Origin of the sequence: Aneurinibacillus tyrosinisolvens, assembly GCF_001015055.1 — a bacterium.
Lineage (GTDB): Bacteria > Bacillota > Bacilli > Aneurinibacillales > Aneurinibacillaceae > Aneurinibacillus_A > Aneurinibacillus_A tyrosinisolvens.
Genome location: NZ_BBWZ01000017.1, coordinates 59,927 through 83,906 on the forward strand (window position 1 = coordinate 59,927; position 23,980 = coordinate 83,906).

Annotated in this window: 38 protein-coding genes and 3 pseudogenes; 39 read left to right on the forward strand and 2 right to left on the reverse strand. The window is 45.5% G+C overall.

Annotated elements, in window-relative coordinates:
- The first annotated feature begins 29 nt into the window (after window positions 1-29).
- The 36 genes and pseudogenes from rplB to salA all read left to right on the forward strand — a co-directional run bounded on the left by rplB (window position 30) and on the right by salA (window position 20,192).
- Entirely contained in the window at window positions 30-860 is an 831-nt protein-coding gene (gene rplB, locus MBEAL2_RS15715) for a 50S ribosomal protein L2 (RefSeq protein WP_047153223.1), read from the forward strand.
- Between the two features lie 57 nt (window positions 861-917).
- Entirely contained in the window at window positions 918-1,196 is a 279-nt protein-coding gene (gene rpsS, locus MBEAL2_RS15720; protein WP_047153224.1) for a 30S ribosomal protein S19, read from the forward strand.
- A gap of 43 nt (window positions 1,197-1,239) precedes the next feature.
- Complete coding sequence (gene rplV, locus MBEAL2_RS15725) at window positions 1,240-1,572, forward strand: 50S ribosomal protein L22 (RefSeq protein WP_047153225.1); 333 nt, start codon at window positions 1,240-1,242, stop codon at window positions 1,570-1,572.
- Window positions 1,573-1,585: 13 nt separating this feature from the next.
- Complete coding sequence (gene rpsC / locus MBEAL2_RS15730; RefSeq protein ID WP_047153226.1) at window positions 1,586-2,248, forward strand: 30S ribosomal protein S3; 663 nt, start codon at window positions 1,586-1,588, stop codon at window positions 2,246-2,248.
- Window positions 2,249-2,250: 2 nt separating this feature from the next.
- A pseudogene (gene rplP / locus MBEAL2_RS15735) lies at window positions 2,251-2,684 on the forward strand (50S ribosomal protein L16).
- Window positions 2,674-2,871 carry a 50S ribosomal protein L29 gene (rpmC, locus tag MBEAL2_RS15740; protein ID WP_047153228.1) on the forward strand — a complete coding sequence of 66 codons (198 nt, stop codon included), beginning with the start codon at window positions 2,674-2,676 and terminating at the stop codon, window positions 2,869-2,871. The pseudogene rplP and the gene rpmC overlap by 11 nt, the downstream one beginning before the upstream one ends.
- Window positions 2,872-2,894: 23 nt before the next feature.
- Window positions 2,895-3,160 (forward strand): annotated as a pseudogene (gene rpsQ, locus MBEAL2_RS15745) (30S ribosomal protein S17).
- A gap of 47 nt (window positions 3,161-3,207) precedes the next feature.
- Window positions 3,208-3,576: a 50S ribosomal protein L14 gene (gene rplN / locus MBEAL2_RS15750; protein ID WP_047153230.1), complete on the forward strand. Its 369-nt coding sequence runs from the start codon at window positions 3,208-3,210 to the stop codon at window positions 3,574-3,576.
- A 63-nt stretch (window positions 3,577-3,639) separates the two neighbouring features.
- Window positions 3,640-3,951 (forward strand): 50S ribosomal protein L24, encoded by a 312-nt coding sequence (gene rplX, locus MBEAL2_RS15755; RefSeq protein ID WP_047153264.1) that lies wholly within the window; start codon window positions 3,640-3,642, stop codon window positions 3,949-3,951.
- 26 nt (window positions 3,952-3,977) lie between these two features.
- Entirely contained in the window at window positions 3,978-4,520 is a 543-nt protein-coding gene (gene rplE / locus MBEAL2_RS15760; RefSeq protein ID WP_047153231.1) for a 50S ribosomal protein L5, read from the forward strand.
- A 32-nt stretch (window positions 4,521-4,552) separates the two neighbouring features.
- Window positions 4,553-4,738 (forward strand): type Z 30S ribosomal protein S14, encoded by a 186-nt coding sequence (locus MBEAL2_RS15765; RefSeq protein ID WP_040305028.1) that lies wholly within the window; start codon window positions 4,553-4,555, stop codon window positions 4,736-4,738.
- Window positions 4,739-4,769: 31 nt separating this feature from the next.
- Complete coding sequence (gene rpsH, locus MBEAL2_RS15770) at window positions 4,770-5,168, forward strand: 30S ribosomal protein S8 (protein ID WP_047153232.1); 399 nt, start codon at window positions 4,770-4,772, stop codon at window positions 5,166-5,168.
- A 30-nt stretch (window positions 5,169-5,198) separates the two neighbouring features.
- Entirely contained in the window at window positions 5,199-5,738 is a 540-nt protein-coding gene (gene rplF, locus MBEAL2_RS15775; RefSeq protein WP_047153233.1) for a 50S ribosomal protein L6, read from the forward strand.
- Window positions 5,739-5,775: 37 nt separating this feature from the next.
- Window positions 5,776-6,144, forward strand: a complete 369-nt coding sequence (gene rplR / locus MBEAL2_RS15780) for a 50S ribosomal protein L18 (protein ID WP_047153234.1) — start codon at window positions 5,776-5,778, stop codon at window positions 6,142-6,144.
- 36 nt (window positions 6,145-6,180) lie between these two features.
- Window positions 6,181-6,678, forward strand: coding sequence for a 30S ribosomal protein S5 (rpsE, locus tag MBEAL2_RS15785; protein ID WP_047153235.1), 498 nt, complete (start codon window positions 6,181-6,183; stop codon window positions 6,676-6,678).
- A gap of 14 nt (window positions 6,679-6,692) precedes the next feature.
- Entirely contained in the window at window positions 6,693-6,878 is a 186-nt protein-coding gene (gene rpmD / locus MBEAL2_RS15790; RefSeq protein ID WP_047153236.1) for a 50S ribosomal protein L30, read from the forward strand.
- A gap of 32 nt (window positions 6,879-6,910) precedes the next feature.
- A complete protein-coding gene (gene rplO / locus MBEAL2_RS15795) occupies window positions 6,911-7,351 on the forward strand; it encodes a 50S ribosomal protein L15 (RefSeq protein ID WP_047153237.1) in 441 nt (146 codons plus the stop codon).
- Window positions 7,351-8,639, forward strand: a pseudogene (gene secY / locus MBEAL2_RS15800) (preprotein translocase subunit SecY). The gene rplO and the pseudogene secY overlap by 1 nt, the downstream one beginning before the upstream one ends.
- A 45-nt stretch (window positions 8,640-8,684) precedes the next feature.
- Window positions 8,685-9,338, forward strand: coding sequence for an adenylate kinase (locus tag MBEAL2_RS15805; RefSeq protein WP_047153238.1), 654 nt, complete (start codon window positions 8,685-8,687; stop codon window positions 9,336-9,338).
- Window positions 9,335-10,081, forward strand: a complete 747-nt coding sequence (map, locus tag MBEAL2_RS15810; RefSeq protein ID WP_047153239.1) for a type I methionyl aminopeptidase — start codon at window positions 9,335-9,337, stop codon at window positions 10,079-10,081. The genes MBEAL2_RS15805 and map overlap by 4 nt, the downstream gene beginning before the upstream one ends.
- A gap of 3 nt (window positions 10,082-10,084) precedes the next feature.
- Window positions 10,085-10,411 carry a KOW domain-containing RNA-binding protein gene (locus MBEAL2_RS15815; RefSeq protein WP_236692901.1) on the forward strand — a complete coding sequence of 109 codons (327 nt, stop codon included), beginning with the start codon at window positions 10,085-10,087 and terminating at the stop codon, window positions 10,409-10,411.
- A 4-nt stretch (window positions 10,412-10,415) separates the two neighbouring features.
- Window positions 10,416-10,634, forward strand: coding sequence for a translation initiation factor IF-1 (gene infA / locus MBEAL2_RS15820; protein WP_003322635.1), 219 nt, complete (start codon window positions 10,416-10,418; stop codon window positions 10,632-10,634).
- A gap of 85 nt (window positions 10,635-10,719) precedes the next feature.
- Window positions 10,720-10,833 carry a 50S ribosomal protein L36 gene (rpmJ, locus tag MBEAL2_RS30300; RefSeq protein WP_057900126.1) on the forward strand — a complete coding sequence of 38 codons (114 nt, stop codon included), beginning with the start codon at window positions 10,720-10,722 and terminating at the stop codon, window positions 10,831-10,833.
- A gap of 22 nt (window positions 10,834-10,855) precedes the next feature.
- Window positions 10,856-11,224 (forward strand): 30S ribosomal protein S13, encoded by a 369-nt coding sequence (rpsM, locus tag MBEAL2_RS15825; protein ID WP_047153240.1) that lies wholly within the window; start codon window positions 10,856-10,858, stop codon window positions 11,222-11,224.
- 9 nt (window positions 11,225-11,233) lie between these two features.
- The gene (gene rpsK, locus MBEAL2_RS15830; protein WP_047153241.1) at window positions 11,234-11,638 is read left to right on the forward strand and encodes a 30S ribosomal protein S11; all 405 of its coding nucleotides are present in this window, start codon (window positions 11,234-11,236) and stop codon (window positions 11,636-11,638) included.
- 185 nt (window positions 11,639-11,823) lie between these two features.
- On the forward strand, window positions 11,824-12,768 hold the full coding sequence (locus MBEAL2_RS15835; RefSeq protein WP_047153242.1) for a DNA-directed RNA polymerase subunit alpha: 945 nt from the start codon (window positions 11,824-11,826) through the stop codon (window positions 12,766-12,768).
- Window positions 12,769-12,804: 36 nt separating this feature from the next.
- Window positions 12,805-13,170, forward strand: coding sequence for a 50S ribosomal protein L17 (gene rplQ, locus MBEAL2_RS15840; protein WP_047153243.1), 366 nt, complete (start codon window positions 12,805-12,807; stop codon window positions 13,168-13,170).
- Between the two features lie 77 nt (window positions 13,171-13,247).
- Window positions 13,248-14,087 (forward strand): energy-coupling factor transporter ATPase, encoded by an 840-nt coding sequence (locus tag MBEAL2_RS15845; protein WP_047153244.1) that lies wholly within the window; start codon window positions 13,248-13,250, stop codon window positions 14,085-14,087.
- Entirely contained in the window at window positions 14,072-14,965 is an 894-nt protein-coding gene (locus MBEAL2_RS15850) for an energy-coupling factor transporter ATPase (RefSeq protein WP_047153245.1), read from the forward strand. The genes MBEAL2_RS15845 and MBEAL2_RS15850 overlap by 16 nt, the downstream gene beginning before the upstream one ends.
- Window positions 14,962-15,765, forward strand: coding sequence for an energy-coupling factor transporter transmembrane component T family protein (locus MBEAL2_RS15855; protein ID WP_047153246.1), 804 nt, complete (start codon window positions 14,962-14,964; stop codon window positions 15,763-15,765). Before MBEAL2_RS15850 ends, MBEAL2_RS15855 begins: the two co-directional genes overlap by 4 nt.
- 42 nt (window positions 15,766-15,807) lie before the next feature.
- Window positions 15,808-16,575, forward strand: a complete 768-nt coding sequence (truA, locus tag MBEAL2_RS15860) for a tRNA pseudouridine(38-40) synthase TruA (protein ID WP_047153247.1) — start codon at window positions 15,808-15,810, stop codon at window positions 16,573-16,575.
- A gap of 172 nt (window positions 16,576-16,747) precedes the next feature.
- Window positions 16,748-17,185: a 50S ribosomal protein L13 gene (rplM, locus tag MBEAL2_RS15865; protein WP_047153248.1), complete on the forward strand. Its 438-nt coding sequence runs from the start codon at window positions 16,748-16,750 to the stop codon at window positions 17,183-17,185.
- Between the two features lie 19 nt (window positions 17,186-17,204).
- A complete protein-coding gene (gene rpsI / locus MBEAL2_RS15870) occupies window positions 17,205-17,597 on the forward strand; it encodes a 30S ribosomal protein S9 (protein WP_047153249.1) in 393 nt (130 codons plus the stop codon).
- Between the two features lie 127 nt (window positions 17,598-17,724).
- Entirely contained in the window at window positions 17,725-18,168 is a 444-nt protein-coding gene (locus MBEAL2_RS15875; RefSeq protein WP_047153250.1) for a DUF2521 family protein, read from the forward strand.
- 111 nt (window positions 18,169-18,279) lie between these two features.
- Window positions 18,280-18,993: an N-acetylmuramoyl-L-alanine amidase CwlD gene (cwlD, locus tag MBEAL2_RS15880; RefSeq protein ID WP_047153251.1), complete on the forward strand. Its 714-nt coding sequence runs from the start codon at window positions 18,280-18,282 to the stop codon at window positions 18,991-18,993.
- A gap of 68 nt (window positions 18,994-19,061) precedes the next feature.
- Window positions 19,062-20,192 (forward strand): iron-sulfur carrier protein/transcriptional regulator SalA, encoded by a 1,131-nt coding sequence (salA, locus tag MBEAL2_RS15885; protein WP_047153252.1) that lies wholly within the window; start codon window positions 19,062-19,064, stop codon window positions 20,190-20,192.
- A gap of 43 nt (window positions 20,193-20,235) precedes the next feature.
- On the opposite strand, the gene gerD is transcribed toward salA, so the two are convergent.
- The gene (gerD, locus tag MBEAL2_RS29350) at window positions 20,236-21,090 is read right to left on the reverse strand and encodes a spore germination lipoprotein GerD (RefSeq protein ID WP_052947757.1); all 855 of its coding nucleotides are present in this window, start codon (window positions 21,088-21,090) and stop codon (window positions 20,236-20,238) included.
- A 172-nt stretch (window positions 21,091-21,262) separates the two neighbouring features.
- Between gerD and MBEAL2_RS15895 the strand changes: the two genes are divergently transcribed.
- Complete coding sequence (locus MBEAL2_RS15895) at window positions 21,263-21,880, forward strand: KinB-signaling pathway activation protein (RefSeq protein WP_047153253.1); 618 nt, start codon at window positions 21,263-21,265, stop codon at window positions 21,878-21,880.
- Window positions 21,881-21,928: 48 nt separating this feature from the next.
- Here MBEAL2_RS15895 and pdaB read toward each other — a convergent pair whose 3' ends face one another.
- Window positions 21,929-22,693 carry a polysaccharide deacetylase family sporulation protein PdaB gene (gene pdaB / locus MBEAL2_RS15900; RefSeq protein ID WP_047153254.1) on the reverse strand — a complete coding sequence of 255 codons (765 nt, stop codon included), beginning with the start codon at window positions 22,691-22,693 and terminating at the stop codon, window positions 21,929-21,931.
- 133 nt (window positions 22,694-22,826) lie between these two features.
- Between pdaB and MBEAL2_RS15905 the strand changes: the two genes are divergently transcribed.
- Window positions 22,827-23,483 carry a stage II sporulation protein M gene (locus tag MBEAL2_RS15905; RefSeq protein ID WP_047153267.1) on the forward strand — a complete coding sequence of 219 codons (657 nt, stop codon included), beginning with the start codon at window positions 22,827-22,829 and terminating at the stop codon, window positions 23,481-23,483.
- Window positions 23,484-23,618: 135 nt separating this feature from the next.
- Complete coding sequence (locus MBEAL2_RS15910; RefSeq protein WP_047153268.1) at window positions 23,619-23,837, forward strand: hypothetical protein; 219 nt, start codon at window positions 23,619-23,621, stop codon at window positions 23,835-23,837.
- The last annotated feature ends 143 nt before the right edge of the window (window positions 23,838-23,980 follow it).

Consider the following 23,980-nt stretch of genomic DNA (forward strand, 5'->3'; position numbering starts at 1 on the left):
TACACGACACAGTAAAGGAGGGAAATTAAATGGCAATTAAAAAGTACAAACCGACTTCTCCTGGTCGTCGTCAAATGACTGTTTCTACTTTTGAAGAGATTACAACCTCGACTCCTGAGAAATCTCTGCTTGCGCCGAAAAGCAAACAAGCCGGCCGCAACAATCAAGGTAAAATTACAGTTCGTCATCAAGGTGGCGGTCATAAGCAGAAGTATCGTATCATTGACTTCAAACGTAACAAAGACGGAATTCCTGGCCGCGTAGCTACTATCGAGTACGATCCAAACCGTTCCGCCAACATTGCTCTTATTAACTACGCTGACGGTGAAAAGCGTTATATCCTCGCTCCTAACGGACTGACAGTAGGTATGACCATTGAATCCGGCCCGAACGCAGACATCAAGATAGGTAACGCACTTCCACTGGCAAATATCCCGGTTGGTACTGTTATCCACAACATTGAAATGAAGCCAGGCAAAGGCGGACAGCTTGTTCGTTCTGCAGGGACTGAAGCTCAATTGCTTGGACGCGATGGGAAATATGTTATCATACGCCTTGCATCAGGTGAAACCCGCCTTATTCTTAACGAGTGCCGTGCAACCATCGGCCAGGTAGGTAACCTTGATCATGAGTTGATTACAATTGGTAAAGCAGGACGCTCTCGCTGGAAAGGCATCCGCCCTACAGTCCGCGGTTCTGTAATGAACCCGAACGATCACCCACACGGTGGTGGTGAAGGACGCGCGCCAATCGGACGCAGCGGCCCATTAACTCCTTGGGGTAAACCAACACTTGGCGCGAAGACTCGCAAGAAAAACAAGCAGTCTGATAAGTATATTATCCGTAGCCGTAAAAAATAATGCAAAAAAGGTGCGGTCGCTAGAAACCGCACTTCTAATACGAAGGGAGGTTCGTTCATGGGACGCAGCTTAAAAAAGGGACCTTTTGTAGATGATCATCTAATGAAAAAGGTCGAAGTACAAAACGAAAAAGGCGACAAGCGTGTAATTAAAACGTGGTCTCGCCGCTCTACAATCTTCCCTGATTTCGTAGGACATACATTTGCAGTGTACGATGGCCGTAAGCATGTACCTGTCTATGTTACTGAAGATATGGTCGGACATAAGCTTGGAGAATTTGCTCCAACACGTACTTTTAAAGGTCACGTAGACTCCGACAAGAAAACAAGACGTTAATTTATTTGTAAATTAACCTGAACGCAAGAGAGGGGGTACTTACATGGAAGCAAAAGCGGTAGCTCGTTATATCCGAATTGCTCCTCGCAAAATGCGTCTCGTAGTAGACTTGATTCGAGGCAAGCAAGTAGGCGAAGCGATTGCGATTCTGAAGCACACGCCTAGATCAGCATCTCCGGTAATCGAGAAGGTGTTGATGTCAGCTGTTGCAAATGCTGAGCACAACATGAATTTAGATGCGAATAGCCTGGTAATCAGCAAGGTATTCGTTGATGAAGGTCCGACATTGAAACGTTTCCGTCCTCGTGCAATGGGTCGTGCGAGCCGGATTAACAAGCGTACAAGTCACGTTACAGTAGTATTATCCGAAAAATAAGGAGGGATAGCGCGTGGGTCAAAAAGTTAGCCCTATAGGACTTCGGGTTGGCATTATCCGTGACTGGGAATCCAAGTGGTTCGCAGACAAAGATTATGCTACACTCTTACATGAAGATCTTAAGGTACGTGAATATGTAAAACAACAATTGAAAGACGCTTCTGTTTCTACTGTTGAAATCGAGCGTGCGGCCAACCGTCTAAACGTTACTGTCCACACTGCTAAACCAGGAATGGTCATCGGTAAGGGTGGTTCTGAAGTTGAAAAACTTCGCAAAGCTTTATCATCTCTAACAGGAAAAAGAGTTCATATCAACATTAATGAAATCAAAAGTCCTGATATGGATGCAAACCTTGTTGCACAAAGCATTGCTCGCCAGTTGGAAAACCGTATTTCTTTCCGCCGTGCACAAAAGCAATCGCTGCAACGCACAATGCGTGCTGGTGCTCAAGGTATCAAGACAATGGTAAGCGGACGTCTTGGTGGAGCAGATATCGCTCGTTCTGAAGGATACAGCGAAGGTACCGTTCCTCTGCACACACTTCGTGCGGATATCGATTACGGTACAGCTGAAGCTGATACAACATACGGAAAAATCGGCGTTAAAGTTTGGATTTATCGCGGAGAAGTTCTTCCTCAAGCGAAGAAGAGAAATCAAGAGGAAGGAGGCCAATAATCATGTTGATCCCTAAACGTGTAAAACACCGCAAGCAACACCGCGGAAAAATGAGAGGGCAGGCGAAGGGTGGCACTGAAGTTACTTTCGGTGAATACGGCCTTCAAGCATTAGAAGCCTCTTGGGTAACAAACCGTCAAATCGAGCTGCGCGTATTGCAATGACTCGTTACATGAAGCGTGGCGGTAAAGTATGGATTAAAATTTTCCCGGATAAGCCTGTAACACAGAAACCTCTAGAAGTACGGATGGGTTCCGGTAAAGGTTCTGTAGAACACTGGGTAGCAATTGTTAAACCAGGAAAAATCATGTTTGAGCTAGCTGGTGTCCCTGAAGAGGTAGCACGCGAAGCATTGCGTCTGGCTATGCACAAACTTCCGATTAAATGTAAAGTTGTAAAACGGGAAGAATTGGGTGGTGACGCAAATGAAAGCTAATGAAATTCGCAACTTAACCACTGCCGAAATCGAACAAAAAGTAACTTCTATGAAGGAAGAACTTTTTAACCTCCGTTTTCAATTAGCGACAGGTCAATTAGACAACCCTGCACGTATCCGTGATGTACGTAAGGATATCGCAAAAGCCAAAACCGTTCTTCGTGAACGTGAATTAGGAATTAGCTAATAGTAAGAGAGGAGGTCGCAAACATGGCAGAAGAACGCAATGCGCGAAAAGTAGTTCTTGGTCGAGTTGTTTCTGACAAAATGGATAAAACCATCGTTGTTCTTGTTGAAACTTACAAAAAGCATCCGCTTTACGGTAAGCGAGTGAAATACTCCAAGAAGTTCAAAGCTCATGATGAGCAAAACACTGCAAAAATTGGCGATCTGGTAAGAATCATGGAACTCGTCCGGTTTCGAAAGATAAGCGTTACCGATTGGTTGAAGTGATTGAGAAAGCCGTTGTTATCTAATTAGTAGAGATTGAAAGATTCGTTACAACTGAAGGGAGGGACTCTCCGTGATTCAAACACAAACTCGTTTGCGTGTAGCAGACAACTCCGGTGCGAAAGAATTAATGTGTATTAAAGTATTGGGTGGCTCTGGACGTAAATTCGCTAATATTGGTGATGTTATTGTTTGTTCGGTAAAACAAGCAACACCAGGTGGCGTTGTCAAGAAAGGCGACGTTGTTAAGGCAGTTATCGTTCGCACTAAAACTGGTGCGCGTCGTAACGACGGTTCTTATATCCGTTTTGATGAAAATGCTGCCGTTATCGTTCGTGATGATAAAAGCCCGCGCGGAACTCGTATTTTCGGACCGGTTGCCCGGGAACTTCGCGAAAAAGATTTCATGAAAATCGTATCCCTGGCTCCTGAAGTACTGTAAATCCTGAGCGATAGATATAAAGTTCACTGACAAGGAGGTGCCGTCATGTCCGAACGTAAAAAGTTGCATGTTAGAACCGGTGACGATGTAGTTGTCATTACTGGAAAAGATAAAGGTAAAAAGGGCCGTATTCTTTCCGCATACCCGAAAACTGGCCGTGTGCTGGTTGAAGGCGTAAATATGGTTAAGAAACACACTCGTCCAAATCCTAGCAATCCACAGGGTGGCATCGTTACACAGGAAGCAGCAATTGATGCTTCTAACGTAATGATCGTTGATCCAAAATCGGGTGAGCCGACTCGTATTGGCCACAAGATTGTAGACGGAAAGAAAGTACGTATTGCGAAAAAATCTGGCGAAACACTCGATAAGTAGTCAGGTCGGAAAGGAGGTCACACTAGATGGCTACAAGAATGCAAGAAACTTACCAAGAAAAAATCGTTCCTGCTTTAATGCAGAAATTCGGTTATTCATCTGTTATGCAGGTGCCTAAAATCGAGAAAATTGTTATTAACGTTGGTTTGGGTGAAGCAGTTTCCAACCCGAAGGTTCTCGATGGAGCGGTTCGTGACTTAACGGCGATTGCTGGTCAAAAACCGGTTGTCACTCGTGCGAAGAAATCCATCGCCGGCTTCCGCCTTCGTGAAGGAATGCCGATTGGAGTTAAGGTAACACTGCGCGGCGAGCGTATGTACCAATTCCTAGACAAACTATTCAACGTTTCTTTACCTCGTGTACGTGACTTCCGCGGAATTTCCAGCAAAGCATTTGATGGTCGCGGAAACTACACACTTGGATTAAAAGAACAATTGATTTTCCCTGAGATTGAATACGATAAAATCGACGCTATCCGCGGAATGGATATTGTCGTTGTTACAACAGCAAAAACGGACGAAGAAGGCCGCGAACTTTTAACGCAACTGGGCGCTCCTTTCGTTAAATAGTTTCGAATTCTTATTACTGAGGAGGGAAACACGTGGCTAAAAAGTCGATGATCGTGAAGCAACAACGTAAGCCAAAGTTTAAAGTGCAGGCCTACACACGTTGTGAACGTTGTGGTCGTCCGCATTCCGTGTATCGCAAATTTAAACTTTGCCGGATTTGTATTCGTGACTTAGCATACCAGGGTCAACTCCCTGGAGTGAAGAAAGCAAGCTGGTAAACCCCTGTAAAATGGGAAGGAGGTTAAACACATGGTAATGACAGATCCGATTGCAGATATGCTTACCCGCATCCGTAACGCCAACATGGTACGTCATGAGAAGCTGGAAGTACCTGCTTCCAAAATCAAACGTGATATTGCAGCTCTTCTGAAAGAAGAAGGATTTATCCGTGATGTAGAATATGTTGAAGACAACAAACAAGGTATCCTCCGTATTTTCTTAAAGTACGGTGCAGATAACGAACGTGTAATCAACGGTTTGAAACGTATCAGTAAACCTGGTTTGCGTGTATACGCAAAGAGAGACGAGGTTCCTCGCGTTCTGGGCGGATTGGGAATCGCGGTTCTTTCTACTTCAAACGGCGTTATGTCCGACAAGCAAGCTCGTCAACAGCAAGTAGGCGGCGAAGTACTCGCATACGTTTGGTAATACATTAGGCAACGAATGGAGGTGTGACGAATGTCCCGTATTGGTAAAAAACCAATTGCTATTCCTGAGGGGGTAGACGTAAAACTTGACGGAGTTGTATTGACTGTAAAAGGACCAAAAGGTACTTTAACTCGTACGCTTCACGAACAAGTAAACGTAAAGATTGAAGGCAGCGAAATTATCGTTGAGCGTCCTTCTGATAATAAATTGCATCGTGCTTTGCATGGTACAACACGCAGCGTAATTGCGAACATGGTGGAAGGTGTAACGAACGGCTTCAGCAAAGCGCTTGAACTCGTTGGGGTTGGTTACCGTGCAGCAAAAGCAGGGAACAACTTAACATTGAGCGTTGGATATTCTCATCCAGTTGAAATCACTCCGGAACAGGGCATTGAGTTTGAAGTGCCTGCTCAAACACAAATCATTGTTCGAGGAATCGATAAAGAGCGTGTAGGGCAAATTGCTTCTGAGATTCGTGCCGTACGTAAACCTGAGCCTTACAAAGGTAAAGGGATTCGCTATCAGGGCGAACACGTACGTCGTAAAGAAGGTAAAACTGGTAAGAAGTAATCGCTTAGGCGTTTGTTAAGAAAGGAGTGAATGAAACGTGATCTCTAAACAAGATAAAAACAAGGCGCGGAAGAAAAGACATTTGAGAGTTCGCAAGAAGCTGTCCGGTACATCTGTAGCACCTCGCTTAAACGTATACCGTACTTCCAAACATATCTATGCACAACTTATCGATGACGTGGCAGGGGTAACTATCGCTGCTGCTTCAACTGTCGATCCTGAACTGAAAGATCAAGTGAACCATGGTGGAAATCAAGACGCGGCTGCTAAAGTTGGCGCATTGATTGCAAAGCGTGGACTTGATAAAGGTGTAACTCAAGTTGTTTTTGACCGTGGAGGATATCTCTACCATGGACGTGTTAAAACACTCGCAGATGCTGCGCGCGAAGCAGGTTTGCAATTCTAAATAAGAACGAAAATCCTTATACAAGGAGGGAACTTCATGCGTATTGACGCTACCAACCTGGAGTTGGAAGAGAAAGTAGTCGCCATTAACCGTGTTGCGAAGGTTGTAAAGGGCGGACGTCGTTTCAGCTTCAGCGCTTTAGTAGTTGTTGGTGATAAGAACGGTCATGTAGGTGCAGGTATGGGGAAAGCCCAGGAAGTACCGGATGCCATTCGTAAAGCCATCGAAGATGCTAAGAAAAATCTAATTAAAGTTCCGCTTGTAGGAACAACACTTCCTCACCAGGTTAACGGAAGATTTGGGGCAGGTAAAGTATTCATGAAGCCTGCATCTGAGGGTACTGGAGTTATTGCTGGCGGCCCTGTGCGTGCAGTTCTTGAACTTGCAGGTGTAGGTGACGTTTTAAGTAAATCTCTCGGTTCTAACAACCCAATCAATATGGTAAATGCAACGTTGGAAGGCCTCGGCCGTCTGAAAACTGTTGAGCAAGTTGCAAAGCTCCGCGGTAAATCTACTGAAGAGCTTTTAGGTTAGGAGGGACTTGGATCATGGCTAAATTGCAAATCACCCTCACAAGAAGTCTTATTGGACGTACAGAGGACCAAAAAGCGACTGTAGCTGCCCTTGGACTTCGTAAAATTCGCCAGACTGTGGAACAGCAGGACAATGCTGCCATTCGCGGAATGGTTGAAAAAGTAAGACATATGGTTGAAGTTAAACAAATCGAAGAGTAATAGATTAATCTTCTACAAGAGGAGGTGCAACGATGAAATTACACGAAATCAAACCAGCTGAAGGGTCCCGTCATACCCGCAAGCGTGTAGGTCGTGGTATCGGTTCCGGAACAGGTAAAACTGCGGGCCGTGGACACAAAGGTCAAAACGCTCGTTCAGGCGGTGGTGTTCGCCCTGGTTTCGAGGGTGGTCAAAACCCATTGTATCGTCGTTTACCAAAACGCGGTTTCACAAACCCAAATCGCAAAGTGTTTGCTGTAGTTAACCTCGACAAACTGAATCAGTTTGAAGCGGATACTGTAGTAACACCGGAATTGCTTTTGGAAGCCGGCGTTGTTCGTAACGAGCGTGATGGTATCAAGATCCTAGGAAATGGAGATTTAAACGTTAAACTTACGGTTCAAGCCCACAAGTTTTCTCAATCAGCAGTTGAGAAGATTGAAGCTGTTGGCGGAAAAACCGAGGTGATTTAATGTTCTCCACGATTGCGAATGTGTTTAAGGTTGCCGACTTGCGTCGAAAGGTTATTTTTACCCTTTTGATGCTTGTCGTCTTTCGGATAGGAAGCTTCGTCCCGGTACCGAATATTAATGTAGGGCTGCTGGATCAAATCGCCCAGAAGAACAGCATATTCGGTTTCCTCAATACATTCTCGGGTGGGCACTTCGAAACTTCTCTATTTTCGCGATGGGCATTATGCCGTATATCACCGCGTCAATTATTATGCAGCTCTTATCGATGGATGTTGTTCCCAGGTTTACACAGTGGTCAAAAGAAGGAGATATTGGACGCCGGAAAATCGCACAGGTTACCCGCTATGGGACAATTGTGTTAGGCTTGATTCAAGCGACAGGGTTGTCTATTGGGTTTAACCGGATGATGCCTGGCCTTGTTGTCCAGCCTTCTTTTACAACATACGCAATGATTGCGATTGTTCTTACTGCTGGTACGGCTTTTCTCATGTGGTTGGGTGAACAAATCACTGAAAAAGGGATCGGAAACGGGATTTCCGTTATCATCTTTGCGGGTATCGTAGCTGCAATTCCGAATGGAATGCAACAAATCTATGCTCAACTATTTGTTTCTAAGGATTTAATGTTCCTCAATATTGTAAAGTCTGTCGGAATTCTACTCGCGGTCATCCTGATTGTTATTGCGGTCGTTTTCGTCCAGCAAGGCATTCGAAAGATACCGGTGCAATATGCAAAGAGAGTAGTGGGCAGGAAAATGTATGGTGGTCAGTCCACGCATATTCCTTTAAAGGTAAACAGCGCCGGAGTAATTCCCGTCATCTTCGCTCTGTCTTTGATTGTATTTCCTCGTACGATTGCTCAGTTCTGGCCAGGACATCCGGTATCCAACTGGGTTAGCCGTGTTTTTGACTACACGCAGCCGATTGGGATGCTGATCTATGCCCTGTTGATTTTCGCGTTTACGTACTTCTATGTGTTCGTGCAAATCAATCCGACCCAGATGGCTGACAATATGAAAAAGAACGGTGGATACATTCCAGGCATACGTCCAGGAAATGAGACAGCCCAGTATATTATTCGAACATTAAACCGAATTACTTTGGCAGGAGCATTCTTTTTGGCTGCCGTATCTATTCTTCCGGTGTTATTCACAAAGGTTGCAGGTCTGCCGGCCAACATACAAATTGGCGGTACCGCTTTGCTGATTGTTATCGGGGTAGCACTGGATACGATGAAACAAATTGAAACTCAGCTTATTAAGCGCCATTACAAAGGTTTTATGAAGTAATATTAAAGATAAGGCTGTTATTTTCAGACGTATGGAGGGGTAGAGATGAATATTATCTTAATGGGATTACCAGGAGCCGGTAAAGGAACGCAGGGAGAGAGAATTGTCGAGGAGTTCGGAATTCCTCACATCTCAACAGGCGACATGTTTCGCGCTGCCATCCGTGAAGAAACGGAAATGGGGAAACAGGCGAAGTCGTATATGGACCAGGGGTTGCTTGTACCGGATGAAGTTGTAATTGGTATTGTAAAGGAACGTTTGGGCAAAGCTGATTGTGAGAAAGGCTTTATGCTTGACGGATTTCCGCGTACCATGGCCCAGGCTGAAGCGCTTGATGCGACTCTCGCAGACATGGGACGCAAAATCGACCATGTAATCAACATTGATGTTGACCGCGGTCTTCTTTTAGAACGACTGACAGGTCGCCGGATTTGTAAAAACTGCGGAGCCACGTACCATGTTGCATTCAACCCTCCATCTGAAGAAGGAGTATGCGACAAATGTGGTGGAGAGTTGTACCAGCGGGAGGATGACAACGAAGCAACCGTTGCTACCCGCCTCGATGTAAACATCGAACAGTCCGCACCACTTTTGAAGTATTATGAAGCAAAAGGGTTGCTCCGTACAATTGACGGACAACAGGATATAGACAAAGTGTTTGAGGATGTTGCTGAGGTATTGCGGGGTCAAGCTCGATGATCATCTGCAAGTCCAAGGCTGAAATCGACATCATGCGAGAAGCAGGACGTATCGTTGCTCTTACACACAAGGAATTACAGCAATCCATTCACCCCGGTATTACAACCAAAGAATTGGATGATATCGCGGAGAAGTTTATTCGGAAGTTTGGAGCCAAACCTTCTTTCAAAGGCTATGGAGGCTTTACGGGCAGTATATGTACTTCAGTTAATGAAGAACTTGTCCATGGCATTCCAGGAACGCGCAAACTGAATGAAGGAGATATTATTAGCTTAGATATCGGTGCTGAGGTAGAAGGGTACCACGGTGATTCTGCCTGGACTTATGGTGTAGGCACGATTACAGAGGAAAACCAGCACCTGCTCGACATCACAGAGAAATCTCTCTATGCGGGATTAGAGCAGGCGAAACCGGATGCCCGTCTAACAGATATCTCTCATGCTATTCAAGTTTACGCAGAAGAAGCGGGTTATTCGATTGTTCGTGAATATGTAGGTCATGGCATCGGTCGGGAATTGCATGAAGATCCGCAAATTCCTAACTTTGGACCTCCTGGGCGCGGACCTCGCTTGAAACCGGGAATGGTGCTTGCGATTGAGCCGATGGTCAATGCGGGTAAGCGGCATGTCCGCACACTTGCTGACAATTGGACAGTCGTTACTGTGGACAATTCGATGTGTGCTCACTTCGAACACACCATTGTCATAACTGAGGACGGCTACGAAATACTAACCAGGATTTAATAAATGAAGGTGATGAGGTTGACAGACGATCATCCTCTGCCAGGCATCGGACAGTTCGTGCGGATGAAGCAAGGGCGTGACGCCGGGAAAATGGGCATCATTATTTCCCTTTTGGATGCTCGATATGTTATGATTGCCGATGGGGATAAACGTAAATTTGACCGGCCGAAGAAGAAAAATATTCTTCATTTAGAGCCGCTCAATTACTTCTCTGATGAAGTTCAGCAGAGCCTTAATGAAACTGGTCGTGTAAGCAATGCAAAATTACGCTATGCTTTAAATAAGTATGCCGAGGAAGCTCAAGCTGACATGCTGGAGAAAGGAGACTGATTTTATGGCGAAAGAAGATGTAATTGAAGTTGAAGGAACCGTAATTGAGCCTCTGCCGAACGCAATGTTCCGTGTGGAGCTTGAAAACGGGCATAAAGTGCTTGCCCATGTATCAGGTAAAATCCGTATGCATTTTATCCGTATACTGCCTGGTGACAAAGTCACCGTTGAATTATCACCGTATGATTTGACCCGCGGGCGGATCACATATCGCTACAAATAGAGTCAGGAAACGAGAAGTTAGAGGGCGCCTAGACCTCCAACCTCTAATGTTACTGATTTCTAGAAGATGACAGGAGGTTATCCTAGTGAAAGTAAGACCATCTGTAAAGCCCATTTGCGAAAAATGTAAAATCATCCGTCGTAAAGGGAAAGTTATGGTAATCTGTGAAAATCCGAAACACAAGCAAAGACAAGGTTAATTACTAAGGAGGTGCACGAAATATGGCACGTATTGCGGGAGTCGACTTACCTCGTGATAAACGCGTTGTAATCGCGTTAACGTATATTTTTGGCATTGGACGTTCCACTGCTAATAAAATTCTGAGTGAGACTGGTATTAATGAAAATACCCGTGTTCGTGATTTGACAGAAGATGAAACTGCCAAACTTCGCGAATGCATTGATAAGACCGTTAAGGTTGAAGGGGATCTTCGCCGTGAAGTATCTCTTAACATCAAGCGCCTTATCGAAATCGGTTCTTTCCGCGGTGTCCGTCACCGTCGTGGGTTGCCGGTTCGTGGCCAGCGTACTAAAACTAACGCACGTACTCGCAAAGGTCCTCGTCGTACCGTTGCAGGCAAGAAGAAGTAAAGGGGGTAAATGAAGTTGGCGAAAAGAAAAGTAGCTGCGACTCGTACTCGTCGTCGTGATCGCAAAAACGTTGAAAGTGGAATTGCACATATTCGCTCCACGTTTAATAACACCATCGTTACTATCACTGATCCCCACGGAAACACAATTTCTTGGGCAAGTGCTGGTGGCCTTGGATTCAGAGGTTCTCGTAAAAGCACACCGTTTGCTGCTCAGATGGCTGCTGAACAAGCCGCTAAAGCTGCAATGGAGCATGGCATGAAATCCGTTGAAGTTATGGTTAAAGGACCAGGATCCGGCCGTGAAGCTGCCATCCGTTCCTTACAGGCTACTGGATTAGAGGTTAATATGATTAAAGATGTTACTCCTATTCCTCATAATGGTTGCCGCCCACCAAAACGTCGCCGTGTATAATTTGGCATCAAGTCGCATAAAATAGCAGTTTAAAAAGTTATACACCTGTGAATACTATGGTAATATGATACAAGCAGGTCTGTGCTTTGGTTGCGATTTACTGGTAACCGCCAAAGGGGAATTCCGGTCGTGGACCCTGTATGACCCGTCCGGAATTTTCGACGTTTTGAAGGAGGGTTTGTGTGATGATCGAAATAGAAAAGCCAAAGATCGAAGTGGTAGAAGTAAATGAAGACTCTACCTATGGTAAATTTGTGGTTGAGCCTCTAGAGAGAGGATATGGTACTACACTTGGCAACTCGCTTCGTCGTATCCTGTTATCTTCTTTACCCGGCGCTGCAATTACCAACGTTCAAATCGATGGGGTCCTCCACGAGTTCTCCACGATCGAAGGCGTGGTAGAAGATACTACCCAGATCATCTTAAATTTAAAAACACTTGCTCTTAAAATCCATTCGGATGAAGAGAAAGTGCTGGAGATTGATGCGGAAGGCTCAGGAGTTATCACAGCTGCCGATATTCGTGCGGACAGTGATGTGGAAATTCTGAATCCTGAATTACCGATTGCTACGATGGAAGACGGCGCTCGTCTTCATGTTCGTATGTCTGCTAATCGCGGGCGTGGATACGTTTCCGCTGATCAGAACAATCGGGCTGATCTGCCGATCGGGGTTATTCCTATTGATTCAATCTATACTCCTATCAGCCGTGTAAACTACCAGGTAGAAAATACACGTGTTGGGCAGGTAACAAATTACGATAAATTAACATTAGAAGTATGGGCCGATGGAAGTATCCGTCCGGAAGAAGCCGTAAGTCTCGGTGCAAAGATTATGACAGAGCATCTAAATCTGTTCGTAGGTCTCACTGATGAAGCTAAAGAAGCGGAAATCATGGTAGAGAAAGAAGAAGACAAGAAAGAAAAAGTGCTTGAGATGACGATTGAAGAGCTTGATCTTTCTGTCCGTTCCTACAACTGCTTAAAACGTGCCGGAATTAACACGGTACAGGAATTAACGCAGAAAACAGAGGAAGATATGATGAAAGTGCGTAATCTTGGCCGTAAATCGCTTGAGGAAGTTCAGGAGAAACTGGAAGAACTCGGCCTTGGGCTTCGCAAAGACGACTAGGGATACAGACATCTGTTTAAAGGAGGGAAAAAAAGGATGGCACATTCTAAATTAGGCCGCAACAGTTCTGCTCGTAAAGCGCTGTTCCGCGATCTGGTTACGGATCTTATCATCAGCGAACGCATTCAAACCACAGAAAGCAAAGCGAAAGAAGTGCGTTCTATCGCTGAAAAAATGATTACTTTGGCAAAACGCGGTGACCTGCACGCTCGTCGTCAAGTAGCCGCTTTTGTGCGTAAAGAAGTTGCTGACAAAGAAACCAACCAGGATGCAATTCAAAAATTATTTGATACAATTGCACCTCGCTTTTCCGAGCGTCAAGGTGGTTATACCCGTATTTTGAAAATCGGACCTCGCCGTGGCGATGGTGCACCGATGGTATACCTTGAGTTAGTTGAATAATAAAGCACTGACGCAAGAAAGGGTGAGGATATTATCACCCTTTTTTTGCATGCAAATTTTGAAAGCGGTGTGATGGTGTGAGCGAAAACATAGTACAGCTTACGAATGTTTTCTTTTCCTACGAAGGAACAGAGACTAAAGAAATGGCCGTACAGGATGCCTCATTAACAGTAAGAAAAGGTGAGTTTCTTTCGATTATCGGACACAATGGCTCAGGGAAATCGACATTAGCCAGAATGCTGAACGGGCTTTTGCTTCCAACCCATGGAGAAGTGAAAGTAAATGGACTGGCTACGAATGACGAAGACAAGATATGGGAGATTCGCCGTGCCATCGGAATGGTTTTCCAAAACCCGGATAACCAATTTGTTGCACCGACTGTTGAGGATGACATTGCTTTTGGTCTCGAAAATCTTGGCGTTTCTCCTTCTGCTATGGAAGCGCGTATTCTTGATGCCCTGGAGAAAGTGGACATGCTCGAATTTAGACATGCGGAGCCAAATCGTCTTTCCGGCGGACAGAAACAGCGTGTGGCGATTGCGGGGATGCTGGCGATTCACCCGGAAATTCTCGTGCTCGATGAAGCAACCGCGATGCTTGACCCGCAGGGACGGAAGGAAGTCCTGGAAATCATTCACCGAATGAACCGGGAGCTTGGAATGACGGTCATCCAGATTACCCATTACCTTGAAGAAACACTGAGAAGTGGCCGGATTATCGTAATGGACGGAGGAAAACTGGTTGCGGAAGGAACACCGGATGTTATCTACCAGCGGGTAGAATGGCTAAGAAAGCTAGGTTTGGATGTTCCCTTTGCCTGCGATCTCCAGTACCGGCTGCAGAAAGAAGGAATTACGTTTCCTGCGTTCACTACGACGTCGGAAGGAGTGCTTGATCACCTATGGACATTCGATTAGAACATGTTGGCTATACGTATGCCAGAGGGACACCTTTTGAATATCAGGCACTGTACGACGTTTCGCTTCATATTCCTCAGGGAAAATATATTGCGATTATCGGCCATACAGGCTCGGGGAAATCGACATTGATTCAGATGCTGAACGGGCTGCTGCAGCCGACCGAAGGCGTGCTTAAAGTTGGGGATTTTACGCTCCCGGTAAAAAAGCAAAAAGGCATGGAGAAATTACGGCAGCATGTAGGACTTGCTTTTCAATATCCGGAATATCAATTGTTTGAAGAAACCGTACGGAAGGACGTCGCGTTTGGGTTAACCAACATGGAGGTGCCGCCTGAACTTGTTTCTTCCCGCGTGAGTGAAGCTCTCAGGCTTGTCGGACTTAAGCCGGAAGAGTACGGAGACAAATCTCCGTTTGCGCTTAGCGGGGGGCAAATGAGACGCGTAGCGCTGGCGGGCGTACTTGTCATGAACCCAAAGATTTTAATTCTTGATGAGCCGACAGCCGGCCTCGATCCGGCCGGGCATCGTTCGATATTAGGAATGATTGATCGGATACATGCAGAGGAGAAGCGAACAACCATCCTCGTCACTCACAGCATGGAAGATGCCGCGCGTTATGCGGATTATTTATACGTTATGAACAACGGCAGGATATGGATGGAGGGGACGCCGGAAGATGTATTTCAGAAACCGGATAAAATTCAGGAAGCAGGATTGGACTTGCCGGAGATTACACGCTTTATCGCCAGGTTTAACCGCAGGATAGAAGAGACAGGCAGCTCGTTTTCTCCCCTTCCTTATAATATTTTCAAACCTGAAACGCTTGTAGAGGAAATCGCTGTTCGCATGCGGGGTAAGAGGAGGAAAACGAGATGAGCCTTTTAACGACCATCCCGATTGGCCAGTATATTGCCGGCACATCCTTCATGCACCGGGTCGACCCGCGCGCAAAGCTATTATTCATTTGTTTTTATATTGTTCTTCTTTTTCTTGCCAACACGCCGCTTTCGTTCCTGCTGGCGGCCATCGTCTGCATGCTCGGCGTTATTCTGTCGCGCATCCCGATAAAATATATTTTGCGGGGGCTCAAGCCGATTCTCTGGCTGATTCTTTTAACAGTAGTTATTCAAGTATTGACCAACAAAGAGGGTGCCCTGCTGTTCTCATGGAGATTTGTTGAGATTCACGAGAAAGGTGTACAGGAAGCGGCACTTGTATCTGTACGCATCATTTTGCTCATGATATCCGCATCGCTACTTACCCTTACGACTTCACCCATCCGCCTGACGGATGGCCTGGAAAGCCTCTTCTCACCGCTTCGCCGCTTTGGATTTCCGGCTCACGAGCTGGCCTTGATGATGTCTATCTCTCTTCGCTTTATTCCTACGCTCCTGGAGGAGACGGATAAAATCGCAAAAGCGCAAATGTCGAGGGGGGCCGCATTTTCCAGCGGTCCGATTGTAAAGCGGATGAACAATATCCTTCCGCTTATCGTCCCGCTCTTCGTGCAGTCTTTCCGCCGGGCGGAGGATCTGGCGCTTGCCATGGAAGCGAGAGGGTACAGGGGCGGCGTAGGGCGCACCAAATACCGTCAGCTGCAATTTAGCTGGCGCGATATTGTACTGCTTATTACAGCGGTTATATTGGCCGTCATTGTGTGGTTTTTGCGGGCATAAGTTTACACGCTGCTTTCTTTGGAAAGGATGAAAAGGGAACAGATGGAACGACGCAAGATAAAACTAACGTTCAGCTATCAAGGGACAGCCTATTACGGATTTCAGCGGCAGCGCAACGGTCCCAGCGTGCAGAAAACGATGGAAGATGCACTGCGGAAAATTCTAAAACAAGAAACGACGCTGCATGCATCCGGAAGAACAGATTCCGGGGTACATGCCAGGCAGCAGGTGGCGCATTTTTGCACGGCGGCAAGGATGCCGGCAGACAGAATCCCAGTGGCCATAAACACCATCCTGCCGGACGATATTGTTGTCCTGGAGGCTGTCGATATGCCTGCGGACTTTCATGCGCGTTACTATGTAACCGAGAAGACATACAAGTATCGTCTTTTAAATCAGCGTCCCGCTGATCCTTTTCTAAGAGAATGGGCCCAGCACGTGAAAATTCCGCTTAATTTAGAGAAAATGAGGCGTGCTGCTGCTTATCTCGTCGGAACCCACGACTTTACTTCTTTTTGTTCGACTCGTGCGGTTGTGGAAGATAAAGTGCGGACCATTCATGAAATAAGGATTGAGGAGAGCAAGCGGGATGACAGTCTGCCTGGCCAGGGATTCGATATCTGGCTTACGTTCCGCGGAAGTGGCTTTCTTTACAATATGGTCCGGATTATGACAGGTACACTTGTTGAGGTTGGGAAAGGAAAGTGGGAGGCAGAGGATGTCAGGCGAATGCTGGAAGCCAGAAACCGCGACATCGCAGGAATTACCGCGCCCGCGCATGGTTTATACCTTTGGGAAGTGAAGTATTAAGCTTTTCTTAATCAACGCGACCTGGTGTATAAAAAAATCTTGACTCTATTCATTACCTGTAGTAACATATTCTTTGGTATTTTAAAACCCACTAGCCCCGAACTTGTCGGTTTTTAAAATATATGGTTATCGGAATTTGCAAACAATGCAAATGCTTTTAGGAGGGAAAATAATGCGCACCACATACATGGCAAAGCCACAAGAAGTAGAGCGTAAGTGGTATGTAGTTGACGCTGAAGGACAGACTTTAGGTCGTCTTGCCAGCGAAGTAGCTGCTATTCTTCGTGGGAAATTCAAGCCTGAATATACACCACACGTTGATACTGGAGATTTCGTAATTATTATCAACGCTGAGAAAGTTCACTTGACTGGAAACAAACTTGCTGACAAGAAATACTACCGTCATTCCGGATACCAGGGCGGATTGAAAGTAACAACTGCAGGTCAAATGCTCGCTACTAAGCCTGAGCGTATGCTTGAGTTGGCCATTAAAGGTATGCTTCCAAAGAATCGTCTTGGACGCCAATTAGGAACAAAATTGAATGTATACGCTGGATCAGAGCATCCACACCAAGCACAGAAACCAGAAAACTGGGAACTGCGCGGTTAGGTAAAGGGAGGGTAAATTCGTGGCACAACTTCAATACTACGGAACAGGTCGTCGTAAGAATTCCGTTGCACGCGTACGTTTAGTACCGGGTGATGGTCAGATTATCATTAACGAACGTCCAATGGACGAATATTTTGGTCTTGAAACACTAAAGCTTATCGTTAAGCAGCCGCTCGTACTTACTGAAACAAACGGTAAATACGATGTGCTCGTAAATGTTAACGGTGGTGGTACAACAGGACAAGCGGGAGCTATCCGTCATGGTGTATCCCGTGCGCTTCTTGAAGCTGATCCTGAGCTTCGTCCGGCCCTTAAGTCTGCTGGATTCTTAACACGTGACCCACGTATGAAAGAACGTAAGAAATACGGCCTTAAAGCCGCTCGTCGTGCACCTCAGTTCTCTAAGCGTTAATTCGGATTCTCCGATACAAAAACCGGTCCCTTGTGGGCCGGTTTTTTGTTTTATGGTAAAGGTATGGGAGGGTAATGTTATAGGAAAGGATAAGGAATGGTGCATAGGATGAAGCAAGGGTGATGCTATGAATGATAATGTCGTTTCTTTTGGGGAGTGGGCACAGGCCCATAATGAAATGGTAAAAGAGAAAATCATTCGCGGAATTGACAGGCATGAAGTCAACCGCTACTACGATAAAGTTATTAATGTTTCGATTCAGCATTTGTCTTTGCTGGAGCGATATCTTATCGAAGAGTATCTGGGGGAGATTATTATCCGTTTTTTTATGATTGGCGCAGAAGCAAGCAAGCAGCGCCTGGCCGGCCGGACACCTGAGGAAATAGAGACCGTTTATTCGAAAGATTTTTACCAATGCATTTACGAAATAGCCGGAGATTTTCGTATCAATCGCCATGTTGGAGAGTGGGATGCTTACTCTGTTTCCATTATGGCAGAGGATCTTTCCGTGAAGTGGTTCCGTAAAGGATTGGAATATGGTGAGAGACAGAGAAAGATGAGATTGCTATAGCGCAGCAGCGGGCTTCCAGCAGGGGGCCTGTTTTTCTTTGTACAGGGACATAAAAAGAAAGGCCAGGCCATATCCTGTACTAAAAGGATGAGAGGAGTAAGAAACCATCTGATGAAGAAAAAAGCCACGCTTTGGGTCGCTGCTCTGCTGCTGCTTGTTTCCTTGTTAACATATAAAATACCCATTGATGAATCATGGTCAGTCTGGTCTCTTCCCCTGTCGGGCAAAATCATTGTGGTGGATGCGGGACACGGGGGGCCTGATGGAGGGGCAGAGAGTGCAGGTGGGCTTATTGAAAAAGATATTACACTCCCTATAAGTATGTATTTACGCGATTTTTTACAGGAGGCGGGTGCTCTTGTGGTTATGACACGAGAGGAGGACGTCGATCTCGCCGACCAGAATACAAAGGGGCTCAGTAAAAGAAAAACCGAGGATTTGCTGCGCAGGGCAAGGATTGTAAAGGAAAAAGAAGCTGATTTGCTTGTTAGTATTCACCTTAATGCCATTCCTTCTCCGCGGTGGTCAGGAGCACAGACATTCTATTCGCCTACTCTTGAGAAATCGGGACAGGTTGCCCACCTTATTCAGGATGAGATTAAACGGGTGCTCACTAATACGGACAGAACAGCCAAAAAGACGAATGATATTTATATTCTGCGCAGTGCAGAGCTGCCTGCTGTCCTCGTAGAGGTGGGATTCTTATCGAATGTGAAAGAAGCGAAGCAGATGGGAACCGCGCAGTACCAAAAACAAATGGCAAACGCCATTTACCAGGGGATTCTGCGTTATTATTCAGGGGAAACCATTTCGACAGGACAATAGGTTTGGATGTATGTTGTTTGAATGGTATAATAAAGGGCAAACATGTGACAATGAAGAGGTGATCGAGAGTGATAACAGAAGAACAAGTGCTCGAGGCTTTAAAGGGAGTAGAAGACCCGGAACTGCACCGCAGTGTTGTAGAACTCGGCATGGTGCGAAATATTAAAATTGATAATGACAGGGTAGAGCTGGATGTAATTCTTACAATTCAAGGCTGCCCGTTAAAGGTGAAAATTCAAGAGGATGTAGAAAATGCAATTAAAGCATTGGGTGCATCTGCAGCCATTGTTCATTTTGGTTCAATGACAGATGAAGAAAGAGCCCGTGTTGCCGCTATGATCCGAGGCGGAGGGAATACTCAGCCATCAGCATCGGCGCCTAATAATGGAACCGTGCAAGGTCATGGAGCGGGATTAAACGAACTTTCCCCCCTTCTCGGGGCGGAATCAAAAACACAGTTCATTGCGGTTACAAGCGGTAAAGGCGGGGTAGGAAAATCAACGGTTACAGCCAATCTTGCCGTTTCACTTGCCCGGCTTGGCAAGAAGGTCGGTGTTATTGATGCGGATATTTACGGATTCAGTATTCCGGATATGATGGGAATTACGCAGCGTCCGGTTGTCATTAATGATATGGTGCTTCCTGTCCAGCGCCTTGGCGTAAAAGTCATTTCTATGGGCTTTTTCGTGGAAGATAACTCACCAATCATCTGGCGCGGGCCAATGCTCGGCAAGATGCTGCGCAATTTCTTTAGCGAAATTCACTGGGATGAGCTTGACTATATGATTCTGGACCTTCCGCCAGGAACAGGAGATGTGGCGCTTGATGTACATCAAATGATTCCGCAGAGCAAGGAAATTATTGTTACGACTCCGCATCCGACAGCTGCGTTTGTTGCAGCCCGTGCCGGTGCAATGGCAATTAAGACGAACCATGAAATTCTGGGTGTCGTGGAGAACATGTCTTATTACGTAAACAAAGACGGTGAGAAAGACCCGATCTTTGGCAGCGGCGGTGGAGAGAAGCTTGCCCAGGAACTTCATACAGAGGTGCTTGTGCAGGTTCCGATCGGCCAGCCGGAGCCAATGCGTGATGAAGAGCGTTATGCGCCATCTGTTTATCAGGAGAACGAAGAGATTGGGAAAGTGTATATGGAGCTTGCCCGTACAGTCGAGCAGAAGTGCAGCGTAAAAGTATAACTAATCAAACCCTGTCCTTTCGAAAGGACAGGGTTTTATATTTTTAGCCGCCGCTTGGTGAGCCTTGTCCTGCGCCCTGCCCTTCATTTTGACCGCCGCCTTGGCCCTTACCGCCTTTCTTTTTCTGGCCGCCCTGGCCACCGCCTTGACTGCTTGTCTGCATTTGTTCTGGACTCATCATTTGCAGCTGCGCTTTATGGATTAAATTAACCATTTGTTCTCGGAACATAGGACTTTGCAGTGCATCCTGCATAACCGTCATCGTTTGCTGGCGATAGGCTGGACTTTTCATTACTTCAAGCATTGTCCGTTGAAATTCAACGTCTTTCATTGTGCTTAACATCATCCGCTGGTATTCCGGATCCTTCATAAGATCCTTCAACAACTGTCTGTTATCCTGCTGCATTGCTTTAGCAAGGGAACTTGCGAACATAGGATCCTGCATCATTTGGTGTGCTTGAGTCTGCATTCCGCCTGCTGAAGCTCCGCCGCCACCGGACGAACTGCCTCCGCCGCCTGACGAACTGCTGCCACCTGATGAGCTGCCGCCACCGGACGAACCGCCGCCACCTGACGAACTGCTGCCACCTGATGAGCTGCCGCCACCGGACGAACCGCCGCCACCTGATGAGCTGCCCCCACCGGACGAACCTGAGCCGCCTCTGGAAGAACCTTGAGCAGACGAACCGCCGCCTTGAGATGTGTTCTGTGCTTCTTTAATTGTACTTTTTCCTTCTCTTGTTTTAAGGATATCTAGAACCATTTGCTTTGTTTCATTATAGTCCGGGGCTGAACTGGCACCCTGTCGTCCTCCGCTGCTTCCACAGCCTGTTGCGATGAGGGATAGAACTATGGCAGAACATAAGAAAGGGCGAATTCCCCTTGTCGATGGACTCATCACCACAACCACCTTTCTCTTCAGTTTATTTCCTTATTGTTTAGAATGCGAAAGAGCCGGGGGGTTTATCCTCGATATAGGGCTGTTGTTGTATGGTGAAATATGGAGAAGGGGATGGTTTTTTATAAAGGCAGTTGATACAATCATAGAGGTTAGGTAATGGGGGGATATCATGACATTAAAGAAGTGGTCATTTCTTTTTTACACAACACTATTGCTTGGGGCAATTGGGGCGGTGATTTCCGGTACGATAATCGGCCAGGATACGCTCAAAAACGGTTTTGCCGACTTCGGCATGGGAGTCGTTGGAAATTTGTTAGCGGGGCTTATGTTTAGCGTAATTAGCCAAATGGGTTTCTTCGCCTATTTAACGATTCATTATTTAGCGCTGGTTATTATAAAGAGAAACAGCTTATGGCAGGGAATTCAGGTTGTTTTCATTCTGTTTGTTTTCGTTGATTTTGTTGTTCTGCGCCATGACGTTTTTGCACCTGGCACTTCGATTATAAACTTTATCTGGTTTCCCTTAGGCCTTATTGTTTATGCCGGAATCGTTGCTTTCTTCAAAGTCCGGGCAACAAACAAAACAGCCTGGATTCCAACCGTATTTTTTATGTTTGTTGTAACGATACTGGAGTGGATGCCCGCGTTACGGAATAACAATTTGAAATCAATGGTGCTTATGCTAATTCCGCTTTTGCTTTGCAACACATGGCAGATTATGCAGCTTCACCGCCTGCTGAAAGCAAACGGACAAACAAGCATTGAAAAAAATAATAAAGCCCTGTGAGAAATAGTCTTCTCCTGGGGCTTTTCAGGTAATTGCAGGTTCTTTTCTTTATTGGACTAGATTGGTGTTTGTCTTTGCACCCGCTATTAATTCAGAAACGGAAACAAATTCATAACCCTTCTCCCGGAGTTGATCAATGATTAAAGGAAGCGCCAGATGGGTTTGTTTGCATGTGTCACTTGCATGAAGGAGAACAATATCTCCTGGATGGGCTTTTTTCACAACATTATCGACGATTTGCGGCGCACCCGGGTTCATCCAGTCTTTAGAATCTGTGTCCCACTGGATAACAGAATACCCCATTTTATCCGCGATTTTTAGTACGCGTTTATCAAAGTCGCCGTTCGGAGTGCGGATTAATTTAGGAGAAGTGCCTGTTAACTCCTTAAGAATCGTGTCCGCCTTCGCAATTTGTGTTTGGATCTCTTCATCATTTAAGCTACTGTAGTTTGCGTGTTTGTGGCCATGCGAACCGATTTCATATCCCATTTTTTGAATGCGTTTTACAATTTCAGGATGGGTCTCGCTCCATGGAGAAGAGAGGAAAAACGTCGCTTTTTTTACGCCCTTTTTCTCCAGAATATCGAGAATAGGGCCGGTTCGCTCTTCGCCCCAGCTAATATCAAAAGTAAGAGCGAGCTTTTTTTCCGTCGTATCAACTTTGTAGGTGGCATAAGGACCCGATTTTCCAGATGTAAAAATGGAAAGGTTGTCGCGCTCGGCCCAGGCGATACCAACTGCGAATAAAGCGGCTGTAAACATGATAAGATAGTGCTTGAGACGTCTGGCATTAAAAATCCAAAACAAGTTCATACACCTCCCGTTGGGTTTTGTCCAATACATATGTATGCGAATGAGACAAGGATATGCCTTGTGAATACATTGTAAAAACAGGAAATATGATATCATGAAAAGAGGCTTCGCAGAAAGGGGAACGAGTAAACAAATGTTCAGAAGATTAGGAGGCATTATCAGGGAAAATAAAAGATACATCCTTATAGGATTTTCCCTTATGCTCATTGGAATGATTATCGGATATCTTAACGCCGAGGAAATAAGAAAGCTTGCCCAGCAAATGATGCAAAGCATTCAGAAAATCGCTCGTGAAATCAGCGGGAAGGATAATCCTGCTTATACATTTTGGGTTATTTTTAAAAACAATGTTCTGGCCGCCTGCAGCATGATGGGATTAGGGATTTTCTTTTTTGGAATTTATCCGGCACTTGGGCTGCTAACGAATGGTATTTTATTAGGTTTTTTACTGAAGCTGTATGCGACAAGTGGAGGGAGCCCTATAAAATTATTTCTCGCGGGAATTCTGCCTCACGGAATTCTTGAGTTATCCGCCATAATTTTTGCCGCTTCGATTGGAATTAAATTGGGTGTGCTTATGTATGAGTGGCTCATGGGATTGTTTGTTCCTGGGAGGCGCGCTGCGGCCAGGAGTAAATTCAGCAGCATGCTAAAAGACTTACCGTTAATTGTTGGAACGGTTGTTGTGCTGTTGTTTTTGGCTGCCATTGTTGAAAGTACGATAACACCGCTTTTAATAAAAAGTGTAATCGGACAAGAAATGAACATGATGAAAAACATAATGAAATAGCAAAGTATATAAAAAAGCTGCGGGATTATCCGCAGCTTTTTTATATACTCCACTATTTCCTTTTTTCCTGTATAAGGAAAAGAGAATTTTGGAAATATAATCTCAGACCGTAAACAGGGAGGTGAAGGATTGTTTATGATGGGGTTTCTGTTTTCAGCCAGGGAGTGCCGTGAAATTGAATACCTTCTCCGCCGTGAACTGGAGGAAACTTTGCTGGATCTCGGTGATTACCGGATTGATGAAATGGTACGGAAAGCTATGGAGGATCGTTACCAAGTATTATTTAAAATGTACGGTCGTTTTGTTACACCAAAAGAACTCTCAAGATATATACGAAACAAAAAGTATCGATGATGAATCGATTTATTGTTGACATGTATTGTTCCACTGTGATATATTATATCTTGTCGCCAAATGAAAAGGCAGATTCAAAATATATCTTAATAAGTTAACAGGTCAAAATTACCATCGAAAAGATACTTGCAAAGTACCTGGTA